This window comes from Pseudomonas sp. NY11955 (assembly GCF_048068035.1).
Taxonomy (GTDB): Bacteria; Pseudomonadota; Gammaproteobacteria; order Pseudomonadales; family Pseudomonadaceae; genus Aquipseudomonas.
Map to the genome: position 1 here is coordinate 366,837 of NZ_JBLUPS010000002.1, position 23,915 is coordinate 390,751.

Annotated in this window: 24 protein-coding genes; 18 read left to right on the forward strand and 6 right to left on the reverse strand. The window is 63.8% G+C overall.

The window, feature by feature from the left end; all coding sequences use genetic code 11:
• Positions 1-57 precede the first annotated feature (57 nt).
• The 15 genes from cobO (at position 58) to ACNFBR_RS04835 (ending at position 12,157) form a co-directional block, all read left to right on the forward strand.
• The gene (gene cobO / locus ACNFBR_RS04765) at positions 58-669 is read left to right on the forward strand and encodes a cob(I)yrinic acid a,c-diamide adenosyltransferase (protein ID WP_012270953.1); all 612 of its coding nucleotides are present in this window, start codon (positions 58-60) and stop codon (positions 667-669) included.
• On the forward strand, positions 666-1,961 hold the full coding sequence (locus ACNFBR_RS04770) for a cobyrinate a,c-diamide synthase (protein ID WP_416733871.1): 1,296 nt from the start codon (positions 666-668) through the stop codon (positions 1,959-1,961). The genes cobO and ACNFBR_RS04770 overlap by 4 nt, the downstream gene beginning before the upstream one ends.
• Entirely contained in the window at positions 1,958-2,608 is a 651-nt protein-coding gene (bluB, locus tag ACNFBR_RS04775) for a 5,6-dimethylbenzimidazole synthase (RefSeq protein WP_416733872.1), read from the forward strand. Before ACNFBR_RS04770 ends, bluB begins: the two co-directional genes overlap by 4 nt.
• Positions 2,605-3,513 (forward strand): adenosylcobinamide-phosphate synthase CbiB, encoded by a 909-nt coding sequence (gene cbiB / locus ACNFBR_RS04780; protein ID WP_416733873.1) that lies wholly within the window; start codon positions 2,605-2,607, stop codon positions 3,511-3,513. Before bluB ends, cbiB begins: the two co-directional genes overlap by 4 nt.
• Complete coding sequence (gene cobD, locus ACNFBR_RS04785) at positions 3,506-4,498, forward strand: threonine-phosphate decarboxylase CobD (RefSeq protein WP_416733874.1); 993 nt, start codon at positions 3,506-3,508, stop codon at positions 4,496-4,498. Before cbiB ends, cobD begins: the two co-directional genes overlap by 8 nt.
• Positions 4,495-5,949: a cobyric acid synthase gene (locus tag ACNFBR_RS04790; RefSeq protein ID WP_416733875.1), complete on the forward strand. Its 1,455-nt coding sequence runs from the start codon at positions 4,495-4,497 to the stop codon at positions 5,947-5,949. Before cobD ends, ACNFBR_RS04790 begins: the two co-directional genes overlap by 4 nt.
• 1 nt (position 5,950) lies before the next feature.
• Positions 5,951-6,472, forward strand: coding sequence for a bifunctional adenosylcobinamide kinase/adenosylcobinamide-phosphate guanylyltransferase (gene cobU, locus ACNFBR_RS04795; protein ID WP_416733876.1), 522 nt, complete (start codon positions 5,951-5,953; stop codon positions 6,470-6,472).
• Positions 6,469-7,524, forward strand: coding sequence for a nicotinate-nucleotide--dimethylbenzimidazole phosphoribosyltransferase (gene cobT, locus ACNFBR_RS04800; RefSeq protein ID WP_416733877.1), 1,056 nt, complete (start codon positions 6,469-6,471; stop codon positions 7,522-7,524). The genes cobU and cobT overlap by 4 nt, the downstream gene beginning before the upstream one ends.
• Positions 7,521-8,087, forward strand: coding sequence for an alpha-ribazole phosphatase family protein (gene cobC / locus ACNFBR_RS04805; protein WP_416733878.1), 567 nt, complete (start codon positions 7,521-7,523; stop codon positions 8,085-8,087). The genes cobT and cobC overlap by 4 nt, the downstream gene beginning before the upstream one ends.
• Position 8,088: 1 nt before the next feature.
• Complete coding sequence (locus ACNFBR_RS04810) at positions 8,089-8,811, forward strand: adenosylcobinamide-GDP ribazoletransferase (protein ID WP_416733879.1); 723 nt, start codon at positions 8,089-8,091, stop codon at positions 8,809-8,811.
• 70 nt (positions 8,812-8,881) lie between these two features.
• The gene (locus tag ACNFBR_RS04815) at positions 8,882-9,286 is read left to right on the forward strand and encodes a MarR family winged helix-turn-helix transcriptional regulator (RefSeq protein WP_416733880.1); all 405 of its coding nucleotides are present in this window, start codon (positions 8,882-8,884) and stop codon (positions 9,284-9,286) included.
• A 63-nt stretch (positions 9,287-9,349) separates the two neighbouring features.
• Positions 9,350-10,552 (forward strand): MFS transporter, encoded by a 1,203-nt coding sequence (locus ACNFBR_RS04820; RefSeq protein ID WP_269806995.1) that lies wholly within the window; start codon positions 9,350-9,352, stop codon positions 10,550-10,552.
• Complete coding sequence (locus tag ACNFBR_RS04825; RefSeq protein WP_416733881.1) at positions 10,549-10,671, forward strand: hypothetical protein; 123 nt, start codon at positions 10,549-10,551, stop codon at positions 10,669-10,671. The genes ACNFBR_RS04820 and ACNFBR_RS04825 overlap by 4 nt, the downstream gene beginning before the upstream one ends.
• Before the next feature lie 46 nt (positions 10,672-10,717).
• Positions 10,718-11,269 carry a glutathione peroxidase gene (locus ACNFBR_RS04830; RefSeq protein ID WP_416733882.1) on the forward strand — a complete coding sequence of 184 codons (552 nt, stop codon included), beginning with the start codon at positions 10,718-10,720 and terminating at the stop codon, positions 11,267-11,269.
• A gap of 663 nt (positions 11,270-11,932) precedes the next feature.
• Positions 11,933-12,157, forward strand: a complete 225-nt coding sequence (locus tag ACNFBR_RS04835; protein ID WP_416733883.1) for a hypothetical protein — start codon at positions 11,933-11,935, stop codon at positions 12,155-12,157.
• Here the strand turns inward: ACNFBR_RS04835 and ACNFBR_RS04840 are convergent.
• Entirely contained in the window at positions 12,138-12,398 is a 261-nt protein-coding gene (locus ACNFBR_RS04840) for a DUF2798 domain-containing protein (protein ID WP_416733884.1), read from the reverse strand. The two genes, ACNFBR_RS04835 and ACNFBR_RS04840, sit on opposite strands and share 20 nt — an antisense overlap.
• Positions 12,399-12,513: 115 nt before the next feature.
• On the opposite strand from ACNFBR_RS04840, the gene ACNFBR_RS04845 reads away from it, so the two are divergent.
• Entirely contained in the window at positions 12,514-13,443 is a 930-nt protein-coding gene (locus ACNFBR_RS04845; RefSeq protein ID WP_416733885.1) for a LysR family transcriptional regulator, read from the forward strand.
• Positions 13,444-13,483: 40 nt separating this feature from the next.
• Here the strand turns inward: ACNFBR_RS04845 and ACNFBR_RS04850 are convergent, their stop codons facing one another.
• From ACNFBR_RS04850 to ACNFBR_RS04860, 3 genes are all read right to left on the reverse strand, one after another.
• Positions 13,484-14,749 (reverse strand): OmpP1/FadL family transporter, encoded by a 1,266-nt coding sequence (locus tag ACNFBR_RS04850; RefSeq protein WP_416733886.1) that lies wholly within the window; start codon positions 14,747-14,749, stop codon positions 13,484-13,486.
• A 147-nt stretch (positions 14,750-14,896) separates the two neighbouring features.
• Positions 14,897-15,379, reverse strand: a complete 483-nt coding sequence (locus ACNFBR_RS04855) for a hypothetical protein (RefSeq protein ID WP_416733887.1) — start codon at positions 15,377-15,379, stop codon at positions 14,897-14,899.
• 249 nt (positions 15,380-15,628) lie between these two features.
• Positions 15,629-15,853, reverse strand: a complete 225-nt coding sequence (locus ACNFBR_RS04860; RefSeq protein WP_009686213.1) for a hypothetical protein — start codon at positions 15,851-15,853, stop codon at positions 15,629-15,631.
• Positions 15,854-16,804: 951 nt separating this feature from the next.
• Between ACNFBR_RS04860 and ACNFBR_RS04865 the strand changes: the two genes are divergently transcribed.
• Both ACNFBR_RS04865 and rmuC read left to right on the forward strand, forming a co-directional pair.
• Positions 16,805-17,224, forward strand: coding sequence for a tetratricopeptide repeat protein (locus tag ACNFBR_RS04865; RefSeq protein WP_416733888.1), 420 nt, complete (start codon positions 16,805-16,807; stop codon positions 17,222-17,224).
• Between the two features lie 455 nt (positions 17,225-17,679).
• Entirely contained in the window at positions 17,680-19,053 is a 1,374-nt protein-coding gene (gene rmuC / locus ACNFBR_RS04870) for a DNA recombination protein RmuC (protein WP_416734027.1), read from the forward strand.
• Here rmuC and ACNFBR_RS04875 read toward each other — a convergent pair.
• Positions 19,025-22,504 carry a NahK/ErcS family hybrid sensor histidine kinase/response regulator gene (locus tag ACNFBR_RS04875; protein ID WP_416733889.1) on the reverse strand — a complete coding sequence of 1,160 codons (3,480 nt, stop codon included), beginning with the start codon at positions 22,502-22,504 and terminating at the stop codon, positions 19,025-19,027. The genes rmuC and ACNFBR_RS04875 overlap by 29 nt on opposite strands.
• A gap of 125 nt (positions 22,505-22,629) precedes the next feature.
• The gene (locus ACNFBR_RS04880) at positions 22,630-23,808 is read right to left on the reverse strand and encodes an MFS transporter (RefSeq protein WP_416734028.1); all 1,179 of its coding nucleotides are present in this window, start codon (positions 23,806-23,808) and stop codon (positions 22,630-22,632) included.
• Between the last annotated feature and the right edge of the window lie 107 nt (positions 23,809-23,915).

Here is a 23,915-nt window from a genome sequence, read left to right on the forward strand (position 1 = left end):
TGCCTGCCTATTACCTGCCGCCGCGCGTTGCCGTGGTGCCAGCCAGCGGAGAACCCTATGAGCGAATCCACCGAACGCGACGAACGCCACCTGGCGCGCATGCAGCGCAAGAAGGCGGTCATCGACGAGCGCATCGCCAATTCCCCCAACGAATGCGGCCTGCTGCTGGTGCTGACCGGCAACGGCAAGGGCAAGAGCAGCTCGGCCTTCGGCATGCTCGCGCGCGCCTTGGGCCATGGCATGCAGTGCGGTGTGGTGCAGTTCATCAAGGGCCGCAACAGTACCGGCGAAGAACTGTTCTTCCGCCGCTTCCCCGAGCAGGTGCGCTATCACGTGATGGGCGAGGGCTTTACCTGGGAAACCCAGGACCGCCAGCGTGACATCGCCGCAGCTGAAGCCGCCTGGGCGGTGTCGCGCCAGTTGCTGCAAGACCCCAGTGTGCAGTTCGTGGTGCTGGATGAGCTCAACATCGCACTCAAGCACGGCTATCTCGACCTGGACCAGGTGCTGTCCGACATCCAGGCCCGTCCGCCGATGCAGCATGTGATCGTCACCGGCCGTGCGGCCAAGGATGAAATGATCGAGCTGGCCGACACCGTGACCGAGATGGGCATGCTCAAGCACGCTTTCCAGGCCGGTATCCGCGCACAGAAGGGCGTCGAACTGTGAGTCGATCGCGCCATTGCCCCGCCGTGTTGATCGCGGCACCGGCCTCTGGCCAAGGCAAGACTACCGTCACCGCTGCCTTGGCACGCCTGCACCGCAACCTCGGGCGTAAGGTGCGGGTGTTCAAGTGCGGGCCCGACTTTCTGGACCCGATGATTCTCGAACGGGCCAGCGGCGCGCCGGTGTACCAGCTGGACCTGTGGATGATCGGTGCCGAAGAAAGCCGACGCCTGCTGTGGGAGGCCGCCGACGAGGCCGACCTGATTCTGATCGAAGGGGTGATGGGGCTGTTCGACGGCACCCCGTCCAGCGCCGACCTGGCCCGCCACTTCGGCGTGCCGGTGCTGGCGGTGATCGACGGCACGGCCATGGCCCAGACGTTTGGCGCCCTGGCCCTGGGCCTGGCGCGTTACCAGGCCGACCTGCCGTTCGCCGGTGTGCTGGCCAACCGGGTGGGCAGCCTGCGCCATGCGCAATTGCTGGAAGGCAGCCTGACCGAAGGCCTGCGCTGGTATGGCGGCTTGTCCCGCGAGCGCGGTATCGAGCTGCCTAGCCGCCACCTGGGCCTGGTGCAGGCCAGCGAGCTGAATGATCTGGATGCCCGCCTGGACGCTGCCGCCGAGGCGCTGGGCGCCAGTTGCGACGCAGCGTTACCGCCACCCGTGGCCTTTGCCGAGCCCGAACCGCAAGCCTGCGCGGCCTCGCTGGCCGGTGTGCGTATTGGGGTCGCGCGGGACGAGGCGTTCGCGTTCATTTATGGCGCCAACCTCGACCTGTTGCGCAACCTCGGCGCGGAGCTGGTGTTCTTTTCGCCACTGCACGACCGTGAACTGCCGGTGGTAGACAGCCTGTACCTGCCTGGCGGCTATCCCGAGCTGCATCACCACGCGCTGGCCGCCAACGCACCGATGTGCGAAGCGATCCGCGCCCATCACGCGCAGGGCAAGCCGTTGCTGGCCGAGTGCGGCGGCATGCTGTACCTGCTCGACGCCCTGACTGACGTGGCTGGCGAACGGGCCGAGCTGCTGGGCTTGCTGCCAGGTGAGGCAAGCATGCAGAAGCGCCTGGCGGCCCTGGCGCTACAGGCGGTGGAGCTGCCGGAAGGTACCCTGCGAGGGCATACCTACCACCACTCGCTGACCAGCACCACGCTGGCGCCGATCGCACGTGGGCTGAGCCCCAACGGCGGGCGAGGCAACGAAGCGGTGTATCGCCTGGGGCGGCTGACAGCCTCTTACGTGCACTTCTACTTCCCCTCCCACCCGGATGCGGCGGCGGCGCTGTTGCGACCATGAGCGAACACGCTTACAGCGACGCCGAACGCGCCGCGATCTACCGGGCCATCGGCGAGCGCCGCGACATGCGCCATTTCGCCGGTGGCCAGGTGGCGCCAGAGCTGCTTGGCCGCTTGCTTGCCGCCGCGCACCAGGCGCCTAGTGTCGGGCTGATGCAGCCGTGGCGTTTCATCCGTATTACCCAACCAGGCCTGCGCACCCGCATCCAGGCGTTGGTCGAGGCCGAGCGCGTGCGCACCGCCGAGGCCTTGGGCGAGCGATCCGATGCCTTCATGAAGCTGAAGGTGGAAGGCATCAACGACTGTGCCGAACTGCTGGTGGCGGCGTTGATGGACAACCGCGAGCCGCATATCTTCGGCCGCCGTACCCTACCGGAAATGGACCTGGCCTCGCTGGCCTGTGCCATCCAGAACCTGTGGCTGGCTGCGCGTGGCGAAGGGCTGGGGATGGGCTGGGTGTCGCTGTTCGACCCGCTGGCGCTGGCGGCGTTGCTGGGCATGCCGGTTGGGGCCAAGCCGGTCGCGGTGTTGTGCCTGGGGCCGGTCACCGAGTTCTATCCGGTGCCGATGCTGGTGCAGGAAAACTGGGCCGTAGAGCGGCCCTTGAGTGAAATGCTTTACGAAAACCAATGGGGAGAGCGCCAATGAGCGTGGCCTTGCTGACCGTGGCTGGGGTAGCCCTGGACGCCTTGTTGGGCGAACCGCAGCGGCGCCACCCATTGGTGGCCTTCGGCAACATGGCCAGTAACCTCGAGCGCCGCCTGAATGCCGGCGGGCGCGGCTGGCGCAGCCACGGCGTGAGCGCCTGGTTCTTGGCCGTGGTGCCGCTGACCTTGGTGGCCCTGGTGCTGTCCTGGCTGCCGTATATCGGCTGGCTGGTGGACGTGTTGGCGCTGTACTGCGCCGTGGGCCTGCGCAGCCTGGGGGAACATGTGCTACCGGTGGCCAATGCCTTGCGCCAGGGCGACCTGGAGGAAGCCAGGCGCCGGGTCGGCTACCTGGTCAGCCGCGAAACCCGCGAACTGGACGAGCCAGCAGTGGCCCGAGCGGCCACCGAGTCGGTGCTGGAAAACGGCAGCGACGCGGTGTTCGCTGCGCTGTTCTGGTTCGTGGTGGCGGGTGCGCCGGGCGTGGTGTTGTACCGCCTGAGCAACACGCTGGATGCCATGTGGGGCTACCGCAACGAGCGTTTCGAGCGTTTCGGCTGGTGCGCGGCGCGCATCGACGATGTGCTCAACTATATCCCCGCGAGGCTGGTGGCGCTGACCTACGCGCTGTTGGGCAAGACCCGCCTGGCCCTGGCCTGCTGGCGCAAGCAGGGCCCGCTGTGGGACAGCCCCAACGCCGGGCCGGTGATGGCTGCCGGAGCCGGTGCGCTAGGCGTGGAGCTGGGGGGGCCGGCGGTGTACCACGGTGAGCTGCATGAGCGAGCGCGTCTGGGCGAAGGGCCTGTAGCCGATGCCGATGCCATCGAGCGCGCCTGGAGCTTGGTGCAGCGCGGTGTGTGGTTGTGGTTGCTGGTGATCTGCCTGGGGGCCTATGTCAATGCTTGAACACGGAGGCCGCCTGCTACGCGCGATGCGGCAATACGGTATCGCCCGCGAGCAGTGGCTCGACCTGTCCAGTGGCATTGCGCCTTGGTCATTCCCGATTCCGCCGATTCCCGTCGACGCCTGGGCCCGCCTGCCGGAGACCGAGGACGGCTTGGAAGAAGCCGCGCGCGCATATTACGGCGCCCATCAGCTGCTGCCGGTAGCCGGCTCGCAGGCGGCAATCCAGGCCTTGCCGCTGCTGCGTGCGGCAGGCCGGGTCGGGGTGCTGTCGCCGTGCTATGCCGAGCACCCGTATGCCTGGCAGCGGGCAGGGCACACACTGCTGGAATTGAATGAAGCGCAAGTCGAGGCGACGCTCGACAGCCTTGACGTGCTGGTGCTGGTCAACCCTAACAACCCGACCGGCCACCGGGTATCGCGCGAGCGCTTGCTGGCTTGGCATGCTCGCCTGGCTGCACGCGGTGGTTGGTTGCTGGTCGACGAAGCATTCATGGACAACACCCCGGCAGGCAGCGTGGTGGATTGCGCCGAACGCCCAGGCCTGATCGTGCTGCGCTCGTTCGGCAAGTTCTTCGGCCTGGCCGGCGTGCGTCTGGGCTTCGTCATGGCTGAGCACAGCCTGCTGTTGCGTCTGGCCGAACTGCTCGGCCCGTGGACCGTCAACGGGCCGACCCGGGTGCTGGCCCAGGCTTGCCTGGCTGACCAATCCGCCCAGCGCGAGCAAACCGAGCGCTGTGCCGCCGCCGGCCAACGGCTTGCCGCCGCATTGCGCAGCGTCGGCCTGGAGCCCAGCGGTGGCTGCGACCTGTTCCAGTACGTGCGCAGCGAACATGCGGCACATTTGCACGACTTTCTCGCCCGCCGCGGCATTCTGGTGCGGCTGTTCGAACAGCCAGCGGCCGTGCGCCTGGGGCTACCCGGCTGCGCGGCGGACGAACAGCGCCTGGCCCAAGCCCTGGCGGCTTATCAAAAGGAAACGGCATGACCACCCTCATGGTGCAAGGCACCACCTCCGATGCCGGCAAGAGCACGCTGGTGACCGCGCTGTGCCGCTGGCTGCTGCGCCAGGGCGTCGGCGTGGTGCCATTCAAGCCGCAGAACATGGCCTTGAACAGCGCGGTGACCGCCGATGGTGGTGAAATCGGCCGCGCCCAGGCAGTGCAGGCCCAGGCCTGCCGCCTGCAACCGCACACCGACATGAACCCGGTGCTGCTCAAACCCAACAGCGACACCGGTGCCCAGGTGATCATCCACGGCCGTGCGGTCACCAGCATGAACGCAGTGGCTTACCACGACTACAAGGTCATCGCCATGCAGGCGGTGCTGGCATCGCACCAGCGCCTGAGTGCCAGCTACCCGGTAGTCATGGTCGAGGGGGCGGGCTCGCCGGCAGAGATCAACCTGCGTGCTGGCGATATCGCCAACATGGGCTTCGCCGAAGCGGTGGACTGCCCGGTGATCCTGGTTGCCGACATCAACCGTGGCGGTGTGTTCGCCCACCTGGTGGGCACGCTGGAATTGCTGTCGCCCAGTGAACAGGCGCGGGTCAAAGGTTTTGTGATCAACCGCTTCCGTGGCGATATCGCCCTGCTGCAACCGGGGTTGGACTGGCTGGAGCAACGCACCGGCAAACCGGTACTGGGCGTACTGCCCTACGTCACCGACTTGCACCTGGAAGCCGAAGACGGTATCGACGTGCGCCAAGGCGCCAAGCACGAGCGTGTACTCAAGGTGATCGTGCCGGTGTTGCCGCGCATCAGCAACCACACCGACTTCGACCCGCTGCGCCTGCACCCGCAGGTAGACCTGCAGTTCATCGGCCCAGGCCAGCCGATCCCGGCTGCCGACCTGATCATTTTGCCGGGCTCCAAGAGTGTGCGTGGCGACCTGGCACAGCTGCGCGAGCGTGGATGGGACAAGGCCATCGAGCGGCATCTGCGTTATGGCGGCAAGCTGATCGGTATCTGTGGCGGGTTGCAGATGCTCGGGCGCGAAGTGCATGACCCGCTGGGGCTGGAGGGGGCCGCTGGCTCAAGCCCGGGGCTCGGCCTGCTCGACTATGCCACGGTACTCGAAGCCGACAAGCAACTGCGCAACGTTGCTGGCACGCTGAACCTTGAAGCGGCAGCGGTCGCCGGTTATGAAATCCATGCCGGAGTCACCTCAGGCCCAGCCCTGGAGCAACCCGCCGTGCACCTGGCCGATGGCCGCTGTGATGGCGCTGTCAGTGCCGATGGCCAGATCCTCGCCACCTACCTGCACGGTTTGTTCGAAGGCAGCCAGTCATGTGCCGCGCTGCTGCGCTGGGCTGGGCTGGAGGATGTGCAGGCGATCGACTACGAAGCGTTGCGCGAACGTGACATCGAACGCTTGGCCGACCTGGTGGAACAGCACCTGGACACGGTGCTGCTGCGCCAACTCTGCGGGGTGGCCTGACATGCGCAACCTGATCCTCGGCGGCGCTCGCTCTGGCAAAAGCCGTCTGGCCGAGCAGTTGGCCAGCGCCAGCGGCTTGCCGGTGACCTACATCGCCACCAGCCAGCCGCTGGATGGTGAAATGAACGAACGCGTGTTGCTGCATCGCCAGCGTCGCCCCGATGACTGGGGGCTGATCGAAGAGCCCCTGGCCTTGGCCGCGGTACTGCGCGCCGAAGCCGCCGCTGGGCGCTGTCTGCTGGTGGATTGCCTGACCCTGTGGTTGACCAACCTGCTGATGCTGGAAGACGACCAGCGCCTGGCCGAGGAACGTGATGCCCTGCTGGCCTGCCTGGAAGAATTGCCTGGCACCCTTATTCTGGTCAGTAACGAAACCGGCCTGGGCGTCGTACCCATGGGTGAGTTGACCCGGCGCTATGTCGACCTGGCCGGCTGGTTGCACCAGGCTGTGGCCGAGCGCTGTCAGCGCGTCGTGCTGACCGTGGCCGGCCTGCCCCTAACGCTCAAAGGACCTGCACTATGACTCAAGCCTGGTGGCGTGACGCCTGCCATCCCCTCGACAACGCCGCCATGGACCAGGCCCGCGCCCGTCAGCAGCAGTTGACCAAACCGGCCGGCTCACTCGGCCAACTGGAGAACCTGGCCATCCAGTTGGCGGGCCTGCAAGGGCGTGAACGGCCGCTGCTGGATCAGGCTGCCATCAGCATTTTTGCCGGCGACCACGGGGTGGTCGAGGAAGGCATCTCGGCCTACCCGCAGGCGGTGACCGGGCAGATGCTGCGCAACTTCGTCGGGGGTGGTGCGGCGATCAGTGTGCTGGCGCGGCAACTGCAGGCCAGCCTGGAAGTGGTCGACCTGGGCACCATCGACACGCAGTTGGCGCTGCCTGGCGTGCGCCATCTGCGCCTGGGCGCCGGCACCGCCAACTTTGCCCGCCAAGCCGCGATGACCGAGAGCCAACTGCACGCTGCCTTGCAGGCCGGCCGTGACAGCGCTTTGCGCGCCGCCGAACAGGGCGCACAGCTGTTCATCGGTGGTGAGATGGGCATTGGCAACACCACGGCCGCCGCTGCCTTAGCCAGTGTCCTGCTGGGCTGCCCGGCGGCAGAGCTGAGCGGCCCGGGCACCGGCTTGGATAGCGCCGGTGTGCGGCACAAGGCCGAGGTCATCGAGCGGGCGCTACGCCTGCACGGCCTGCGTGCTGAAGACCCGTTGCAGGCACTGGGCTGTGTCGGCGGTTTCGAGATCGCGGCGTTGGCCGGTGCCTATATCGGCTGCGCGCAGGCGGGCGTTGCGGTGCTGGTGGATGGCTTCATCTGCAGTGTCGCCGCGCTGGTGGCGGTGCGCCTGAATCCGCAGTGCCGGGCCTGGTTGCTGTTCGCTCACCAAGGCGCCGAGCCTGGGCACAAGGCCTTGCTCGCTGCGCTACAAGCCGAGCCGTTGCTGGCCCTGGGCTTGCGCCTGGGCGAGGGCAGTGGTGCTGCCTTGGCGGTGCCGCTGCTGCGCTTGGCCTGTGCGCTGCATGGGCAGATGGCGACCTTTGCCGAGGCTGCGGTAGCGGACCGCCCGGCATGATCCTCGACTTGCTGCGCCATGGTGAAACGGAACTGGGCGGCCTGCGTGGCAGCCTTGACGATGCCCTGACCGACAAGGGCTGGGCGCAGATGCGCAGTGCCGTGGCCAAGGCCGGCCCGTGGCAGGTACTGGTCAGCTCGCCACTGCAGCGCTGTGGGCGCTTTGCCGATGAACTGGGCGCGCAACTGAATTTGCCGGTGCAGCGTGAACCCGCCCTGCAGGAGCTGCATTTCGGTGATTGGGAAGGCCGTAGCGCCGCGCAGATCATGCAGGACCAGGCGGACGCGCTTGGGCGCTTCTGGGCGGACCCTTACGCCTTCACGCCGCCCAATGGCGAACCGGTCGAGTCCTTTGCCGAACGGGTACTGGCGGCGGTCGAACGCTTGCACCTTCAGCATGCCGGCAAACGCGTGCTGCTGGTCACCCATGGCGGGGTAATGCGCTTGTTGCTGGCCCGTGCCCGTGGTTTGCCGAGGGAGCAGTTGCTGCAGGTCGAAGTTGGACATGGCGCGTTGGTCCGGCTGGTACCAAGTGACGACCGGCAGTGGGTCGAGGCGCGTTGAGATGTTGCCATTCTGGATCGCATTACAGTTTCTCAGCTGCTTGCCGGTAAGCCTGCCGGGCATGCCGGCACCGCGTGAAGTGGGGCGTTCACTGCTGTACTACCCGCTGGTCGGGCTGCTGTTCGGCTTGCTTCTATGGTTGGCCAGCCATCTGCTGCAAAGTACGCCGGCGCCGCTGCATACGGCCTTGCTGCTGACGTTGTGGGTGTTGCTCAGCGGTGCCTTGCACCTGGATGGCCTGGCGGACAGTGCCGACGCCTGGTTGGGTGGTTTCGGCGACCGTGAGCGCACCTTGCGGATCATGAAAGACCCGCGGAGCGGGCCGATTGCCGTGGTCACCCTGGTGCTGGTGCTGCTGTTGAAATTCTGCGCCTTGTGGGTGCTGGTCGAGCGGGGTGTCGGGGTGCAGTTGCTGCTGGCGCCGTTGATCGGGCGAGCTGCAATGTTGGGGCTGTTCCTCGGCACGCCTTATGTGCGGCCCGGCGGGTTGGGCCAGGCGCTGGCCGAACATCTGCCCCGGCGCGCGGCCAGGTGGGTGTTGCTGTTTTGTACGCTCTTGTGCCTGTTCTTGGGCGGATGGATAGTGGTGCTGGCGGTGGCGGTGTTTGCCTGGTTGCGGCATCTGATGTGCCGACGCCTGGGTGGGGCCACTGGGGATACTGCCGGCGCGATGCTTGAGTTACTCGAACTGGCGGTTGTGCTGGGGTTGGCCTTGGGCCTCTGAAGCCTGCGCAGGCACTCCGCAGAAATGAAATTTCTTGCAACACCTACGATGCGGGTATATACACGTATCCATGCTGACCAGTGAATGTATCTGTACCCATCTGCGTCGTGCCGCCCGTGGGGTGAGCCGACATTACGACGAGGCGCTTGCCGGCTTCGGGGTCAATGTCGCCCAGTTTTCTCTGCTGCGACACTTGCAGCGGCTCGACCGCCCCAGCATTACCACGCTGGCCGAGGCCATGGGTTTGGAACGCAGTACTTTGGGCCGCAACGTGCGCGTGTTGGAGGCAGAAGGGCTGGTGGCCCTGGCTGATGGTGACGACCAGCGCAACCGCGTAGTGCTGTTGACCGAAATGGGTAAGCAACTGCTGCACGTTGCCCATCCAGCCTGGGAACAGGCCCAGGCCGAACTGGTAGAACGGCTGGGGGTAGGGCAGCGCGACGAATTGGTGCGGCTGCTGGGCCAACTGGCCTGAATTGATACGACTATAAGCGGGTATATACCCGCAAAACCTTGCGATGTGCTGGAGATAACGACAATGACTTCGGTGTGGCGAACAAGCGGGTGGGTATTGGTGGGGGCGGCTTTGATCCTTGCGCTGTCCCTGGGTGTACGGCACGGCTTTGGCCTGTTCCTGGCACCGATGAGTGCTGATTTCGGCTGGGGGCGTGAGGTGTTTGCCTTCGCCATTGCCTTGCAGAACCTGATCTGGGGCCTGGCGCAACCGTTCGCGGGTGCCCTGGCCGACCGGCTTGGCGCGGCGCGGGTGGTGATCATTGGCGGCATTCTCTATGCCGTCGGCTTGATCCTGATGGGCATGGCCGACTCGGCCTGGTCGTTATCGCTCAGTGCCGGCTTGCTGATCGGTATCGGCCTGTCCGGCACCTCGTTCTCGGTCATTCTCGGTGTGGTTGGCCGTGCTGTGCCTGCCGAAAAGCGCAGCATGGCCATGGGCATCGCCAGCGCCGCGGGGTCGTTTGGCCAGTTCGCCATGCTGCCGGGTACCCTGGGCCTGATCCAGTGGCTGGGTTGGTCGGCGGCATTGCTGGTGCTTGGGCTGATGGTCGCGTTCATCGTGCCCTTCGTCGGCCTGTTGCGCGATCGCCCGTTGCCGAGCCACGGTGCCGAGCAAACGCTGGGCCAAGCGCTGCGCGAGGCGTGCTCGCATTCCGGGTTCTGGTTGTTGGCGTTGGGCTTTTTCGTCTGTGGTTTCCAGGTGGTATTCATTGGCGTGCACCTACCGGCCTACCTGGTTGACCAGCACCTGGCGGCGACCACCGGTACCACGGTGCTGGCGTTGGTTGGCTTGTTCAATATCGTTGGTACCTTCACCGCTGGCTGGCTGGGCGGGCGCATGTCCAAGCCGCGCCTGCTGACCGGGCTGTATTTGCTGCGTGCGGTGGTGATCGTGCTGTTCCTGTGGGCGCCGGTAAGTGAGTTCAGTGCTTACCTGTTCGGCATCGCCATGGGCCTGCTGTGGCTGTCCACCGTGCCGCTGACCAATGGCACCGTGGCCACGGTGTTCGGGGTGCGTAACCTGTCCATGCTTGGCGGTATCGTGTTCTTGTTCCACCAGCTGGGTGCGTTTTTGGGTGGTTGGTTGGGTGGGGTAGTGTACGACCGCACCGGCAGCTACGACCTGGTCTGGCAGATTTCCATCCTGCTCAGTCTGCTGGCTGCCGCCCTCAACTGGCCGGTTCGCGAGCGCCCGGTCGCCCGTCTGCAGGCCCAGGCCGCATGAACCGCCACTTGGCTCGGGGGCTGCTGGCAATTGCTGCGCTGTTGCTGCTGGCACTGGCGTGGTGGGGCTGGCATCAGGGTGGGATGGCGCTGATGCAACTGGGCATGAGTGTTTGTTAGGCGCTACCCTGCAAGCTCAAGGATTGCCATGCGGGAGAAACGAGTCATGCGTGCACATTGGTTGACGGTGCCGGTGCTGGCCCTGCTTGCCAGCGCATCGAGCTGGGCTGCCGATTGCCCGGCGTTGTTGCAGGGTAGCCTGCCGGAGTTGCGGGGCAAGGGGCAGGTCGATTTGTGCGAGCGGTTTGCCGGCAAGCCGCTGGTCGTGGTCAACACCGCCAGCTATTGCGGATTTGCCCCGCAGTTCGAGGGGCTTGAGGCGACGTACAAGGAATATCACGATCAGGGGCTGGAAATGCTGGGCGTGCCTTCCAATGACTTCAAACAGGAAGACGCCGATAGCGAAAAGACTGCCAAGGTCTGCTATGCCAACTACGGTGTTACCTTTACCATGACCAAGGTGCAGCCGGTCCGGGGCAAGGATGCGATACCGCTGTTTGCGGAGTTGGCTAGCCAGAGCAGTGCGCCGAAGTGGAATTTCTACAAATATGTTGTCGATCGTAAGGGCAAGGTGATCGGTAACTTCTCCAGCCTGACCAAACCGGATGATCCTGCATTCCGTGCAGCTATCGAAAAGGCTATCGCCTCACAGCAGTAATCTGGCTGCTCTTGCTCTTGCTCTTGCTCTTGCTCTTGCTCTTGCTCTTGCTCTGGCTTCGGCTTTTGCTTCTAAGCGCGCGATAGTTCAGGCGACACCGATTGCGACTTCAGGAGGCCGAGCGAAGGGCTTGCGGAGGGAGGTGACGGGCATGGATGCCCGTCAAGCGCTGAGGCCCCATGGATGGGGCCTGCAGCGCGTACTCCCGGGAGCAAGACCGTAGCGAGGGAACCCCGGAGCGCAGCGTAGGGGCCGGATGATAGGAGCGCAGCGTTTTTTGGTTACTTTTTGTCGCGTTTGACAAAAAGTGACCCGCCGTAAGGGCGGAAAGGTGACTCAGCGCCACCTGCGCGAATGAATGTTTATTCGGTGTGAAGGCCCACATCCAAGAAGTAAGAAGCAAGAAGCAAGAAGCAAGAAGCAAGAAGCAAAATTGTCTGTTTTGACTCAGCGAACAGTCCATTTGCGATGGCGACGCTGACTCACCTTTTCGCCCTTACGGCGAGTCACTTTTTGTCAAACGCGACAAAAAGTAACCAAAAAACGCTGCGCTCCCATCATCCGGCCCCTGCGCTGCGCTCCGGGGTTCCCTCACTCCGGCCTTGCTCCCGGGAGGACCGCGCTGCAGGCCCCATCCTGGGGCCCAGCGCTTGACGGGCATCCATGCCCGTCACCTCCCTCCGCAAGGCCTGCGTTCGGCCTCCTGAAGTCGCGAAGATCAAGATCAAGATCAAGATCAAGATCAAGATCAAGATCAAGATCAAGATCAAGAGCAAGAGCAAGAGCAAGAGCAAGAGCAAGAGCAAGAGCAAGAGCAAGAGCAAGAGCCTGAGTCGGAGCTACAGACTTGGCTGCGCTGCGGATTACTTCACTTTGCATGCACCGTAATCGCCACCAACCGCACCACCACCGGCCTGACCACCAACACACACACAAACGCCACCGGCATCGCCAACTGATAGGCCTTGAGCACATTGCTCAAGTACTCCGCGGTAACCCCGGCATTGGCCGCCGTGATCACGAAGCACATCAACAACGCCATGATTGCCGACATATAGAAAGCGAAAACATAAGGCGTGGCCATCGGGTGCAATTTGCGTCGACTGCGCGACTGGGACAGGTTGCTCATGCGAACTCCTGAAAGATGAGTGGAACCGAAGGTTAGCAACGCAGCGGCCCTCAACTGTAGACCCATCGTATTGAGTTCTTTATAAAGAAACTCTTACGAATCCAAGAGCCCCATCATGGACCTGCTCAACGCCATCCGTAGCTTCATCAAGGTGGTCGAGGCCGGTAGCATCGCCGCCGGCGCCCGCAACCTCGGTATTAGCCCGGCAGCCGTCAGCCAGAATCTCGCCCGCCTGGAAGGCCATCTTCAAGTGCGCCTGCTCAGCCGTACCACACGCAGCATGGCCCTGACGCCCGCTGGCAGCCAGTATTACGACCGTGTAAAGCACATCGAGCGTGACCTGGCCCTGGCCGAACAGGCGATTACCACCCCAGACAGCGAGCCCCAGGGGCGCCTGTGCATTGCCTCGACCTCCGCCTTCGGCCGACACGTGCTGGCGCCGCTTATACCCGCCTTCAGTGCCCGCTACCCCCTGCTTTCGATAGAGTTGATAACGACTGATCGCCGGGTCAACCATGCCCGAGAAGACGTCGACGTGAGCCTGCGCATCGCACCGCAACTGGAAGACCAGTTGCTGGCCCGGCACATCGCCCGCATCCCATTCATTTGCTGTGCCTCACCTGGTTACCTGCAAAGCGCCGGCGTACCCGCCACGCCCGAGGCCTTACGCGGCCACCGCTGCCTGGTGTTTCGCTACCCGGTGGATGGGCGGTTTCTCCGCTGGGGTTTCATGCGCGACGGGCTGCGTTTCGAGGCGGAGTTCGGCAGCGTATTGATCAGCGACGATATCGATGCCCTGACTCAGATGGCCCTGCATGACGGTGGCATCACCCGCCTGGCCGAATTCATTGTCAGGCCTCATCTTGCCTCCGGCGCGCTGGTGCCATTGTTCGAATGCAGCGAAAGCGGCCAGGCCTACGCCCAGACCGAACCCATGGATATCTACCTGTGCCTGGCTGACCGCTTTGCCATGACCACCAAAGTGCGTGTGTTCATGGACTACCTGCGCGAATGCCTGGGTGACAGCTGGCAAGTGCAGGCATGAAAAAACCGCCACGAGGGCGGTTTCATGTAACGCATACGAATCAGAAACGGTAGGTGAGGGAGGCACCGATACCGTGAGCGCTGTTCTCGTACTTGGCCTGGTAGCTACCCTTGGTCGCGCTGGCCAGGTTGACCTTGGTGTCCTCTTCCCACAGATAGGAGTAGGCGACGTCGATGGTCATGTCGTCGTTCGGGCTCCAGCCGGCACCCAGGCTAAACACCTTGCGGTCGCCAGTCGGGATACGTGGCGAGCGGTCGTGGTTGTTGGTTGGCGACTGGTCGACGGTGAAGCCGGTGCGCAGCACCCACTCCTTGTTGACCTTGTACGATGCACCAATGGCGTGAGCCCAGGTGTCATGCCAGTTCTGTTCCTCGGTGATGGTTTGGAACGCCGAACCCGCCAGTGGCGCCGGGACATCGTTCTGCACGGTGATGTCTTTCAGGCGGCTCCAGCGCGTCCAGGTGCTGCCTGCGTACAGGGTCCACTGGTCGTCCAGTTCATGGGTAACAGAGAGGTCAACGGATTCCGGCGTCTTGATCTTCAGGCTGGCGTCGAACTTGTTGCCATTGAATGGCCCGATCAGCGGGGTGCTGACGCGGGTCTTGCCCTCGAGCTTGTAGTCGACCATCGAGTGGTAGGTCAGGCCGACGCGGGTACGGTCGGTGGCTTGTACCAGGATGCCGACGTTGTAGCCAACGGCAGTATCGTCACCCTTGATCTTCACTTCGCCGTCGTTGCGGCCCGGGGTGAATGGGTTGATCAGGCTCGAGCCCAGTTCCCCTTCGATACGGTTGATGGTTGGGCCGAAACCGATCGAGACCTTGTCGTTGAAGGCATAGCTGACAGTCGGCTGGAACGTTACAACCTGTACGTGGCTCTTTTTGCCCCAGTAACGCGCGGCATCATCGCTGCCATAGTCGGTTACCAGGCCGAACGGTACGTAGACACCGAAACCGACGCTCCAGTGGTCATCGATCGGCTTGACGTAGTAACCCATGGGTACGCCAACGAAAGGCACCATGTCACCATCGGTTTCCCCCCCGAGGTTGCTGCCACGGCCCGAGATATCGGACTTGGCGATGACGGCGGCGCCGCCCACGGTGAACTGTTCGCGTTTGAGGCGGGACATGCCGGCCGGGTTGCCAAACACGGTGCTGGCATCATCGGCAGAAGAAGAACGTCCCGCGAAACCTGTCCCCATGCTGCTGATGCTCTGTTCGTTGAGCGCGAAGCCGCTGGCGAGCAGTTGGCTGGAAGCAAGAGCAACGGCTACGCCGAGGGAGGTTTTGAGCACTACTTTTTTCATTATTAGAAAACTCCTTGGGATCTCCGGGGCGAAAAGCTACCAACAATTTACGCGCCGCGCTATAGCCTCAATCGCAGGAGTTAGAGCGGTTTTGTAGGACAATCCGACCAAAATTCCATTTTTTCCGGTTTGGTTGTAAGACGCGTCTCAAGATGCCTGTGGCAATTTCTGTTCAATGCAGGCATGCCAGGCATGGGTGAAGTCGCGCAGGCGACCTTGGGGGTTGAAAATTTGTCGCCAGATCCGCGCCAGCGCCAATAAATCGTCAGCGGCAGGCAGTGGCGTGGCCTGCTCTTCGATGAGCATCCAGGCAATGGCAGTGGAGTAGCGCAGGTTGACGGTGAGTTCCAGGTGCGGACCACCCAGGAAGGCGTGCTGGCTGGCCAGGCCGCGCACCAGGCTGGCGAGGTCGGGGTCACGGGCCAGATAGTCGTCCCAGAGTGCCTGGTGACGGTGTTCGCCGATACGGTACAGGCCGTGCCCACGTCGGTCGTGCAAGGCTGACCCGAGTGCCGACTGGCTGGCGGCGATGCCCAGCAGCAAGGCCTCGGCGCTGGCGCAGTGACGGTTCAGGTAGACCAGGGTGGGTCGGATCACATACTGACACAATTCATTCGCCGCGATACCCATGATGCCCTCGAGCAGTTAAGGGCCGGACGGGCGCTGGAGCTTGGCAGCTGGTGAATGATCAGGCCCGCCGGAAGCGGCAAGCACCGCTCGAGTTGAAGTGTAGTGTGATAATCGTGGTGTAAAGAGCTGTTTTTAAATCGATTGCTGCCTGACGCTCCGCGCTATATGCCCTAAGGCAATTACGCCAAGAGCGTTCAGGCAGGCTTGCGATTGGATGATTCAGCGCTTGAATGCCGCGGTATTCGCCGCTCACGCGGTGAGCGACTGGCGAGTCCGGGCGATCACCGCCTGCAGCGGTTCATTGCGGCTGTACTGTTCGGGGTACAGGCGCTCGGTGTGGCAGGCGACGCCGTGTTCGTCTACCAGGGTAAAGCTGAAGCTGCCCTTGCGTGGGGCAACGATAAGGCACTTCAACGGCGAGAAGGCCTGGGAAAGGGTGCCAATGGCAGCCTGAATCTGATGATGAGTTTGCATATTGTTGGAGGTTCCTGCTTTAAACACGGGGGTTATGATCCGTGCATGATAGAAACGTTCCAGTGACGCCTTTATTAAGGGACGAACGAACCTGACTGGAACAGGGCAGCCAGAGGGGGCGCAATCAAATGTGGGCGCTTGGGCTGACTGGTAGGTACTTCGGAAGGCAGGCAGCACGCCGGGGCCAAGGTTCTAGGCCGTCGGGGTGGGATCCTGATCAATCTGTCATGTGATTCGGGCTTGAACAGCGCAGGGCTGGCGAGAGAATCATCGAATGGGCCGGTCCTGGTTTCAGCAGGCTCACCCTTGGGAGGAGTGGGTCTGCAAGGACGCTAGCGGCCAGAATTGACTTTCAGCTTGGTACTAACGGGGCGCACCTTACCGCAAGTGCAGACGTTTGGCAAGCACTACATTTGTTGAGGTGAGCCGCGCAGTATGGCGCGAATTCGCGCTGCTGGGAAGAGGGGGCAAATGGCCCCTATGCGGGCCGATGTGCCCTTTTCGTGCACGCAAATGGAGGTTTGTGGTGCACTTGTTCACATTCGGGGCAACGCTTGTAACAGCCTGGCAACACCCTCCAATGGCCTCGCCAATGCCTTGACTGCGTGGTTAAGTCAATGAAAAAAAACACTATTTTTAGCTGGTGAAAAAATCGTCAGTTTGACCGAAGCCCCCAATTCATGCGGGTTTGCGGGGTATGTGAGGGGGTTGTCCACCGAGTTATCCACAGGAACTGTGGATTGTCCCGAGCGCTTGCTCTAGCACGGGCGTGCCAGCAACGACGTGAACTGTCCGACAATCGACAGGCCCCGAACGACCGGTTGGTCATCCACCTGAAAACGTCAAGAAAAGATCATTGAAAATTTTTTTCAATCCTCCAGAAATCGACAGGTCAGGGTGAAAAAAAAAGAGTAGAGTGGCGCGCCTTTCGAGTTGCCAAACCTGTTGCTCATGAAGTTCCGCGGTAAACACTTCGCCAGCCCCGCTGCATCGACACCTGCGCCTCCCGCCAAACGCTTTTCCCTGAAAGTGGCCTTGTGGCTGCTCGACAGCCCGCGCCTGGGCGACAAGCCTCAGGTCAAGCACCTGGCCGGACGCCTGTTGAAGCAGCCGGCGCGCCAGGGTGTGGTCGTGGCGCAAAGCCGCCTGGGGCAGATGCTGTGCCGCGATTGTGGCAACGCCCGCGACCGGCGCATTGGTCATGAACTGCTGCGTCAAGCGGCCCGCGCCGGGGATCGGCGGGCGCAGCTGGAGTATGCGCGGCTGTGCCAGCACAGCGAGCCTGAGCAGGCGCGCTATTGGTTGGAGCTCGCGGCGGGGCAGGGGTCGCAGGAGGCACGACGGCTGTTGCGGCAGTGGTTTTCTGGCTGAGGGGGCAGAGGTGTTCGGCTAGTAATGTTCGGCGCCTGTGAGACCGAGCGCCGCCCGCGCGGCGCATCGCGAGCGAAGCTCGCTCCTACATTTGTTTCGGGCCAGTATCGCCTGTGGCAGGCGCGCGCGACCGCCTTGTTTGTACGACGCGATATCGCGCCATGCGCAAAGGGGGGCGCGCGCGACCTTCACAGGAATAATTGGCCCGAAACAAATGTAGGAGCGAGCTTCGCTCGCGATGCGCCGCGCGGGCGGCGCTCGATCTCCCAGGCGAAGAAAATGCGGCGACAACCCCCACACTGATAAGCTGCACTCAATTCGCAACAAAGATCGGGGTAAGCATGACAGTGGATCTGGCCAGCATTCTGCTGGGCTTGGTAGCAGGCGCTATACCCTGCCTGGGGTGGCTCATGCAGGTGCAGCGCCGCCAAGGCGCGCGGCAAGCTGAGCAGGCCTTGCTCGAAGAACGCCTCAACGCCGCCCAGCTGGCTCAGGCCGGCTTGCAGGCGCAACTGGACGCCAGCCGCGACGAAGTCAGCGACCTCAGCGAAGCCAACACCGTCAAACAGACCCAGCTGGCCGCCCAGGGCCGCGAGCTTGAGCTGCTGCAGATAGACCGCGACAACGCCCGTGACGCAGCACACGCCTGGCACCTCGAACGTGCCAACCGTGAAGCCGAACTGCGCCGGCTGGAAGCGCAAACCGCCCGCCTTGAGGCTGAACTGCGTGAGCAGCAGGAAAGCCACCAGCAGCGTCTGGAAGACCTGCAGGAGGCCCGTGACACGCTGCGCGCCCAGTTCGCCGACATGGCCACCAAAATTTTCGACGAGCGCGAGCAGCGCTTCGCCCAGACCAGCCAGCAGCACCTCGGCCAGTTGCTCGACCCGCTCAAGGAGCGTATCCAGTCCTTCGAAAAACGCGTGGAGGAAAGTTACCAACAAGAAGCCCGCGAGCGCTTCTCACTGGGCAAGGAGCTGGAACGACTGCAACAGCTCAACTTGCGCCTCTCCGACGAAGCCACCAACCTCACTCAAGCCCTGAAGGGCCAGAAAACCCAGGGTAACTGGGGCGAGCTGATTCTTGAGCGGGTGTTGGAGCATGCCGGCCTGGAAAAAGGCCGCGAATACCAGACCCAGGTCAGCCTGAAGAGCGCCGATGGCGAGCGCTTCCAGCCCGATGTGCTGATCATGCTGCCCGGCGACAAGCAAGTGGTGGTGGACGCCAAGGTCAGCCTCACCGCGTACCAGCAGTTCGTTGCCGGCAATGACGAGGCTGCGCTCAAGCAGCACGTGCAGTCGCTGCGCAGCCACGTCAAGGGCCTGTCGAGCAAGGACTACAACCGCCTCGAAGGCCTGCACAGCCTGGATTTCGTGCTGCTGTTCGTGCCCATCGAGGCAGCCTTCTCGGCAGCCCTGCAGGCCGAACCGAACTTGTTCCAGGAAGCCTTCGACCGACAGATCGTGATCGTCAGCCCCACCACGCTGCTCGCCACCCTGCGCGTGATCGACAGCCTGTGGAAGCAGGAGCGCCAGGGCCAGAACGCTCGCGAGATCGCCGAGCGCGCCGGCTGGTTGTACGACAAGTTCGTGCTGTTCATCCAGGACCTGGACGAACTGGGCAGCCGCCTGCAACAGGTGGACAAGGCGTATGCCGCTGCTCGTAACAAACTGTGCGAAGGGCGTGGCAACCTGGTCAGCCGCAGCGAACAGCTGAAACTGTTGGGCGCCCGTGCCAGCAAGAGCCTGCCGGCAGACCTGCTGGAGCGGGCGCTGTCCGACGAGGCGCTGCCTGACGAAGCGGTTACTGAACCAGGCTCAGATGGCGATTGAGCATGGCGCGCAGGGCTGCCGGCTTTACCGGCTTGGCCAGGTAGTCCAGGCCTGATGCATGCACCAGGGCGATGGTTTCCTTGCTGCCGTCGGCGCTGATCACCACACCCGGCACCGGTTCACCCAGGCGTGCCCGTAGCCAGCCCATCAGCCCGGTGCCGGTCTCGCCGTCGTCCAGGTGGTAGTCCACCAGCGCCAGGTGCGGACGCATGCCCTTGTCCAGCAGGGCTTCGCATTCGCCCTGGTTGCGCGCGGTCCATACCTGGCAGCCCCAGCGGCTGAGCAGGCTGTTCATACCGATCAGGATGCTGTCTTCGTTGTCCACGCACAGCACTTGCAGCCCGGCCAGTGGCTGACCGCCCTGTTGTTCCACCGGGGTGCTGGGTGCCGGCGCGGCCTGGCGAGCAATCGGCACGCTGACCCGGAACACCGTGCCCTTGCCCGGCCATGAGCGCACTTCCAGCGGGTGCCCCAGCACCCGGCACAGGCCGTCGGCGATCGCCAGGCCCAGGCCCAGGCCCTTCTCGGCGCGGGTCTGGTGGCTGTCCAGGCGCTTGAACTCCTGGAAGATCACCTGCAGCTTGTCGTCGGCAATGCCCGGGCCACGGTCCCAGACCTCCAGCCATAGGCGCTCGCCCTGTCGGCGCGCACCCAGCAGGATCGGGCTCTTGCCGTAGCGCAGCGCATTGGTGAGGAAGTTCTGCAGCACCCGGCGCAGCAGTTTCATGTCGCTGTCCACCCGCAGGCGGCTGCCGCGCAGGCGGAATTCCAGGCCCTTTTCGGCCGCCAGCAACTTGAACTCGGCGCCCAGGGTGTCGAACAGTTCATTGAGGGCGAACGGCTTGGCGTCCGGGGTGATCTTGCCGTTCTCCAGGCGCGAGATGTCCAGCAGGTCGCTGATCAGCTCTTCGGCAGAGCGCAGCGAGCTGTCCATGTGCTGCACCAGTTGCTGGGCTTCCTCGTTCATGCCCTCGGCCTGCTGCGACAAGGCGGCGGAGAACAGCCTGGCGGCGTTCAGTGGCTGCATCAGGTCATGGCTGACCGCCGCCAGGAAGCGGGTCTTGGACTTGCTCACCGCTTCTGCCTGGCTTTTGGCTTCGGACAGTGCCTGGTTTAGTTGTGACAACTCGTGGGTACGCTCAGCTACGCGTTGCTCAAGGCCCTCGTTGGAATCGCGCAGGGCCTGCTCGGCCTCGCGGAACGGGGTGATGTCGGTGAAACTCATGACAAAGCCGCCACCCGGCATTGGGTTGCCGATCAGCTCGATCACCCGGCCATTGGGGAACAGTCGCTCGGAGGAATGCGCGCGCCCCTGACGCATCCAGTGCAGGCGCCGCGCCACATGCACCTGGGCCTCGCCCGGGCCGCAAAGCCCGCGCTCGGCGTTGTAGCGGATGATGTCGGCAATCGGCCGGCCCACGCTGATCAGCCCGTCAGGGTAGTTGAACAGCTCCAGGTAGCGACGGTTCCACGCCACCAGATGCAGGTTCTGGTCGACCACGCTGATGCCCTGGTTGATGTTCTCGATGGCACCTTGCAGCAAGGCGCGGTTGAACTGCAGCACCTCGCTGGCTTCGTCGGCGATGCGTACCACGTCTTCCAGTTGCATGTCGCGGCCTTCGATGGCGGCCTTGACTACGGCGCGGGTCGACGAGGTGCCGAGCACCCCGGCCAGCAGCCGTTCGGTGTGCTCGATCCAGTCGCCGTCGGCGTTCTGGTTGGGGTTGAAGCCTTTGCCCTGGCGGTAGGCGAAACGGATGAAGCTTTGCCGTGCGCGCTCTTCACCGACAAAGCGCGAGGCCAAGGTCAGCAGGTCATCGATCTGCACCGCCAGCAGCGGCTTGCTGCTCGGTCGCGCGCTGGTTTGCTGGCCGATGAAGCGGCCGGCCTGCCAGTGTTCGGAAACCCGTGTGCGCGACAGCACCGAAACCCAGGCGAACAGGGTGAAGTTACCCGCCAGTGACAGCACCACGCCTTGGGTCAGCGGGCTGATCGGCAGGTTCAGCGGGTTGCCGTGCAGCCACGCCAGCCCGGGGAATAGCTGCAGCGACCAGCCCAGGCTGTGCGCGGCAATTGGCAGCACCAAGGTGTAGAACCACAGGAAAATGCCCGCGGCCAGGCCGGCGAATACCCCACGGCGGTTGGCCTGCTTCCAGTACAGCGCGCCGAGCATGGCCGGGGTGAGCTGGGTCACGGCGGCAAAGGCGATCTGGCCGATGGTCGCCAGGCTGGCGGTAGAGCCCAGCAGGCGATAGCTGACATAGGCCAACAGCAGGATCACCACGATGGTCACCCGGCGTACCGACAGCATCCAGTGGCGGAACGCCTCGAACGGCCGCTCGGCGTTGTTGCGGCGTAGCAGCCAGGGCAGCAGCATGTCGTTGGAAACCATGGTCGACAACGCTACGGCCTCGACGATGACCATGCCGGTGGCCGCCGAGGCGCCGCCGATGAATGCCAGCAGGGCCAGGCTTGGGTGCGCCTCGGCCAACGGCAGGCTGATGACGAACGAGTCTGAGATCACCGTGCCTGGCAGCAGCATCTGCCCGGCCAGGGCAATCGGCACCACGAACAGCGCGGCCAGTGCCAGGTACATCGGGAACACCCAGCGCGCCAGGCGCATGTCCTGAGGTTCGATGTTCTCAACCACGGTCACGTGGAACTGCCGAGGCAGGCAGATGATCGCCATCATCGCCACGGCGGTTTGCACCACCATGGACGGCCAATTGATGGTCTCTTGCCAATAATCCTGCAAGTGGATCGACTGGCGGGCCTGGCTGAACAGGTCGTCGAAACCGTCGTACAGGTTGAACACGATGAAGATGCCCACGGCGAGAAACGCCAGCAGCTTGATCAGCGACTCGAAGGCAATGGCCAGGACCATGCCGCGGTGGTGTTCAGTCACATCCAGGCTGCGGGTACCGAAGACGATGGCGAACAGCGCCAGCACCAGTGACACCACCAGCGCGGTGTCCTGCACGCGGGTGCCGGTGGCGTCGGCGTTGGCGCCGATCAGCAGGTTCACGCCCAGCACGATGCCCTTGAGCTGCAAGGCGATGTACGGCAGCACGCCGATCAGGCAGATCAGCGCCACCACCACCGCCAGGGTCTGCGACTTGCCATAGCGCGCGGCGATGAAGTCGGCGATCGAGGTAATGTTCTGCTGTTTGCTGATCAGCACCATCTTCTGCAGCACCCAAGGCGCGAAGATCAGCAGCAGCACCGGGCCCAGGTAGATCGGCAGGAAGGCCCAGAGTTGTTCGGCGGCCTGGCCGACCGCGCCGAAGAAGGTCCAGCTGGTGCAGTACACGGCCAGCGACAGGCTGTACACCCAGGCACGCAGCTTCGGCGGCAACGGCGTGCTGCGGCGGTCGCCATAGAAGGCGATGGCGAACATGACGGCCATATAGGCCAGGGCGACCACGGCGATCAGCCCGCTGGACAACGACATGAAAACTCCGAAGCAAAAAATATAACGCGGTCCCGATCAACCAGTCTGGCACGCAGGTGCCGCTTCGTCAGCGCAGACGATGGTTGTAGGCGCGAGCTTGCTCGCGATTGACCTGAAACAAAACATCAATTTTTTCGGGTGCCCAACCCATAGAACACTCCTGCCAGTATCACCGACAACACCAGCAGGTAGAAGATCGCCCCCGGCCACAGGTGCACCAGGGCGAACCCCACCATCACCGGCCCTAGCGCCGCCCCCAGGTTGGACAGGTTCTGCGCGCCGTAATACACCCCGCGCAAGTGCTCCGGTGCGATCAGGTCGATGAACATGTACTCGGCCGGAATCACGATAATCTCGCCCAAGGTGAACACCAGCATCGCCAGGCACCAGGCCAGCACCGAGCCCGCCAGCGCAAAGCCCAGCAGGCCTGCAATGAACAGGGCCATGCCGGCCAGCAGCCAGGGCATCAGGCGTTGGCGGCTGATACGGCGACCAATCAGGTACTGCAGGGCTATCACCGTCACCGCGTTGGTGGTTACCAGGTAGCCAACCAGGCGCGCCGCTTCGACCGGGCTGCTGGTTACCACCAGGTACTGGGACAGGTAGGCGGTGAACTGGCCGAACACCACCGCGCTCAGCACCCCGCCCAGGGTGAAACACACCAGCCGACGATCACGCGCCAGCCCTAGCGCCACCTGGCCAAAGCCGGCCGCTGGCTTGTCCGGTGCGCTGGCTTGCAGACTGCGGTCGCCAAGGCGCCAATAAGCCAGGCACATGGCCAGGCCAAGTACGGCAGAGGCGATGAAGGGCATATGGTCGTTCAGCTCCAGCATGGCCACGCCCAGCAGCGGGCCGGCGGCGTAGCCGACGTTGCTGAGGGTGTACTTGATGGCGAACACCTCGGCCCGTTCCTCCACGGGCAGTAACGCACAGAAGCCCGCCTTGGCGGCGATGTCGACCACCGCCAGGGCCAGGTTGATCAGCACCAGGCACAGGAAGAACAGCAGCGCCGAACGGCTGGCGACCGCGCCGACGAACGCCAGGGCGAACAGCAGGGTGCTGGCGCTGACCAGCGTGTGGTTGCGCAAGGTGTCGACCAGATGGCCGCCATACAGGCTCAGCAGCGAGGCGATGATCAGCGCGCCGCCGATCAGCAGGCCGATCTGGCTGATCGGTAGCTGGAAGTTGTCGGCCAGGTACACCACCAGGTAGGGCAGGGTGAGGGCACGGGCGACGGTGAGAGTGAAGGTGGTGGTGAGCAGCAGGCGAACGGTATGCGGGTAGCGTTTGATGGCGGCGAGCATTGCCACGTCCTTGTTGTTCTGGGTGCCGGGCTCAAGCATATGCCAACCGTGGCCCGCTGCGCAGGCCATTCGCGGGCATGCCCGCTCTCACAGGTACTGCGCCGGTG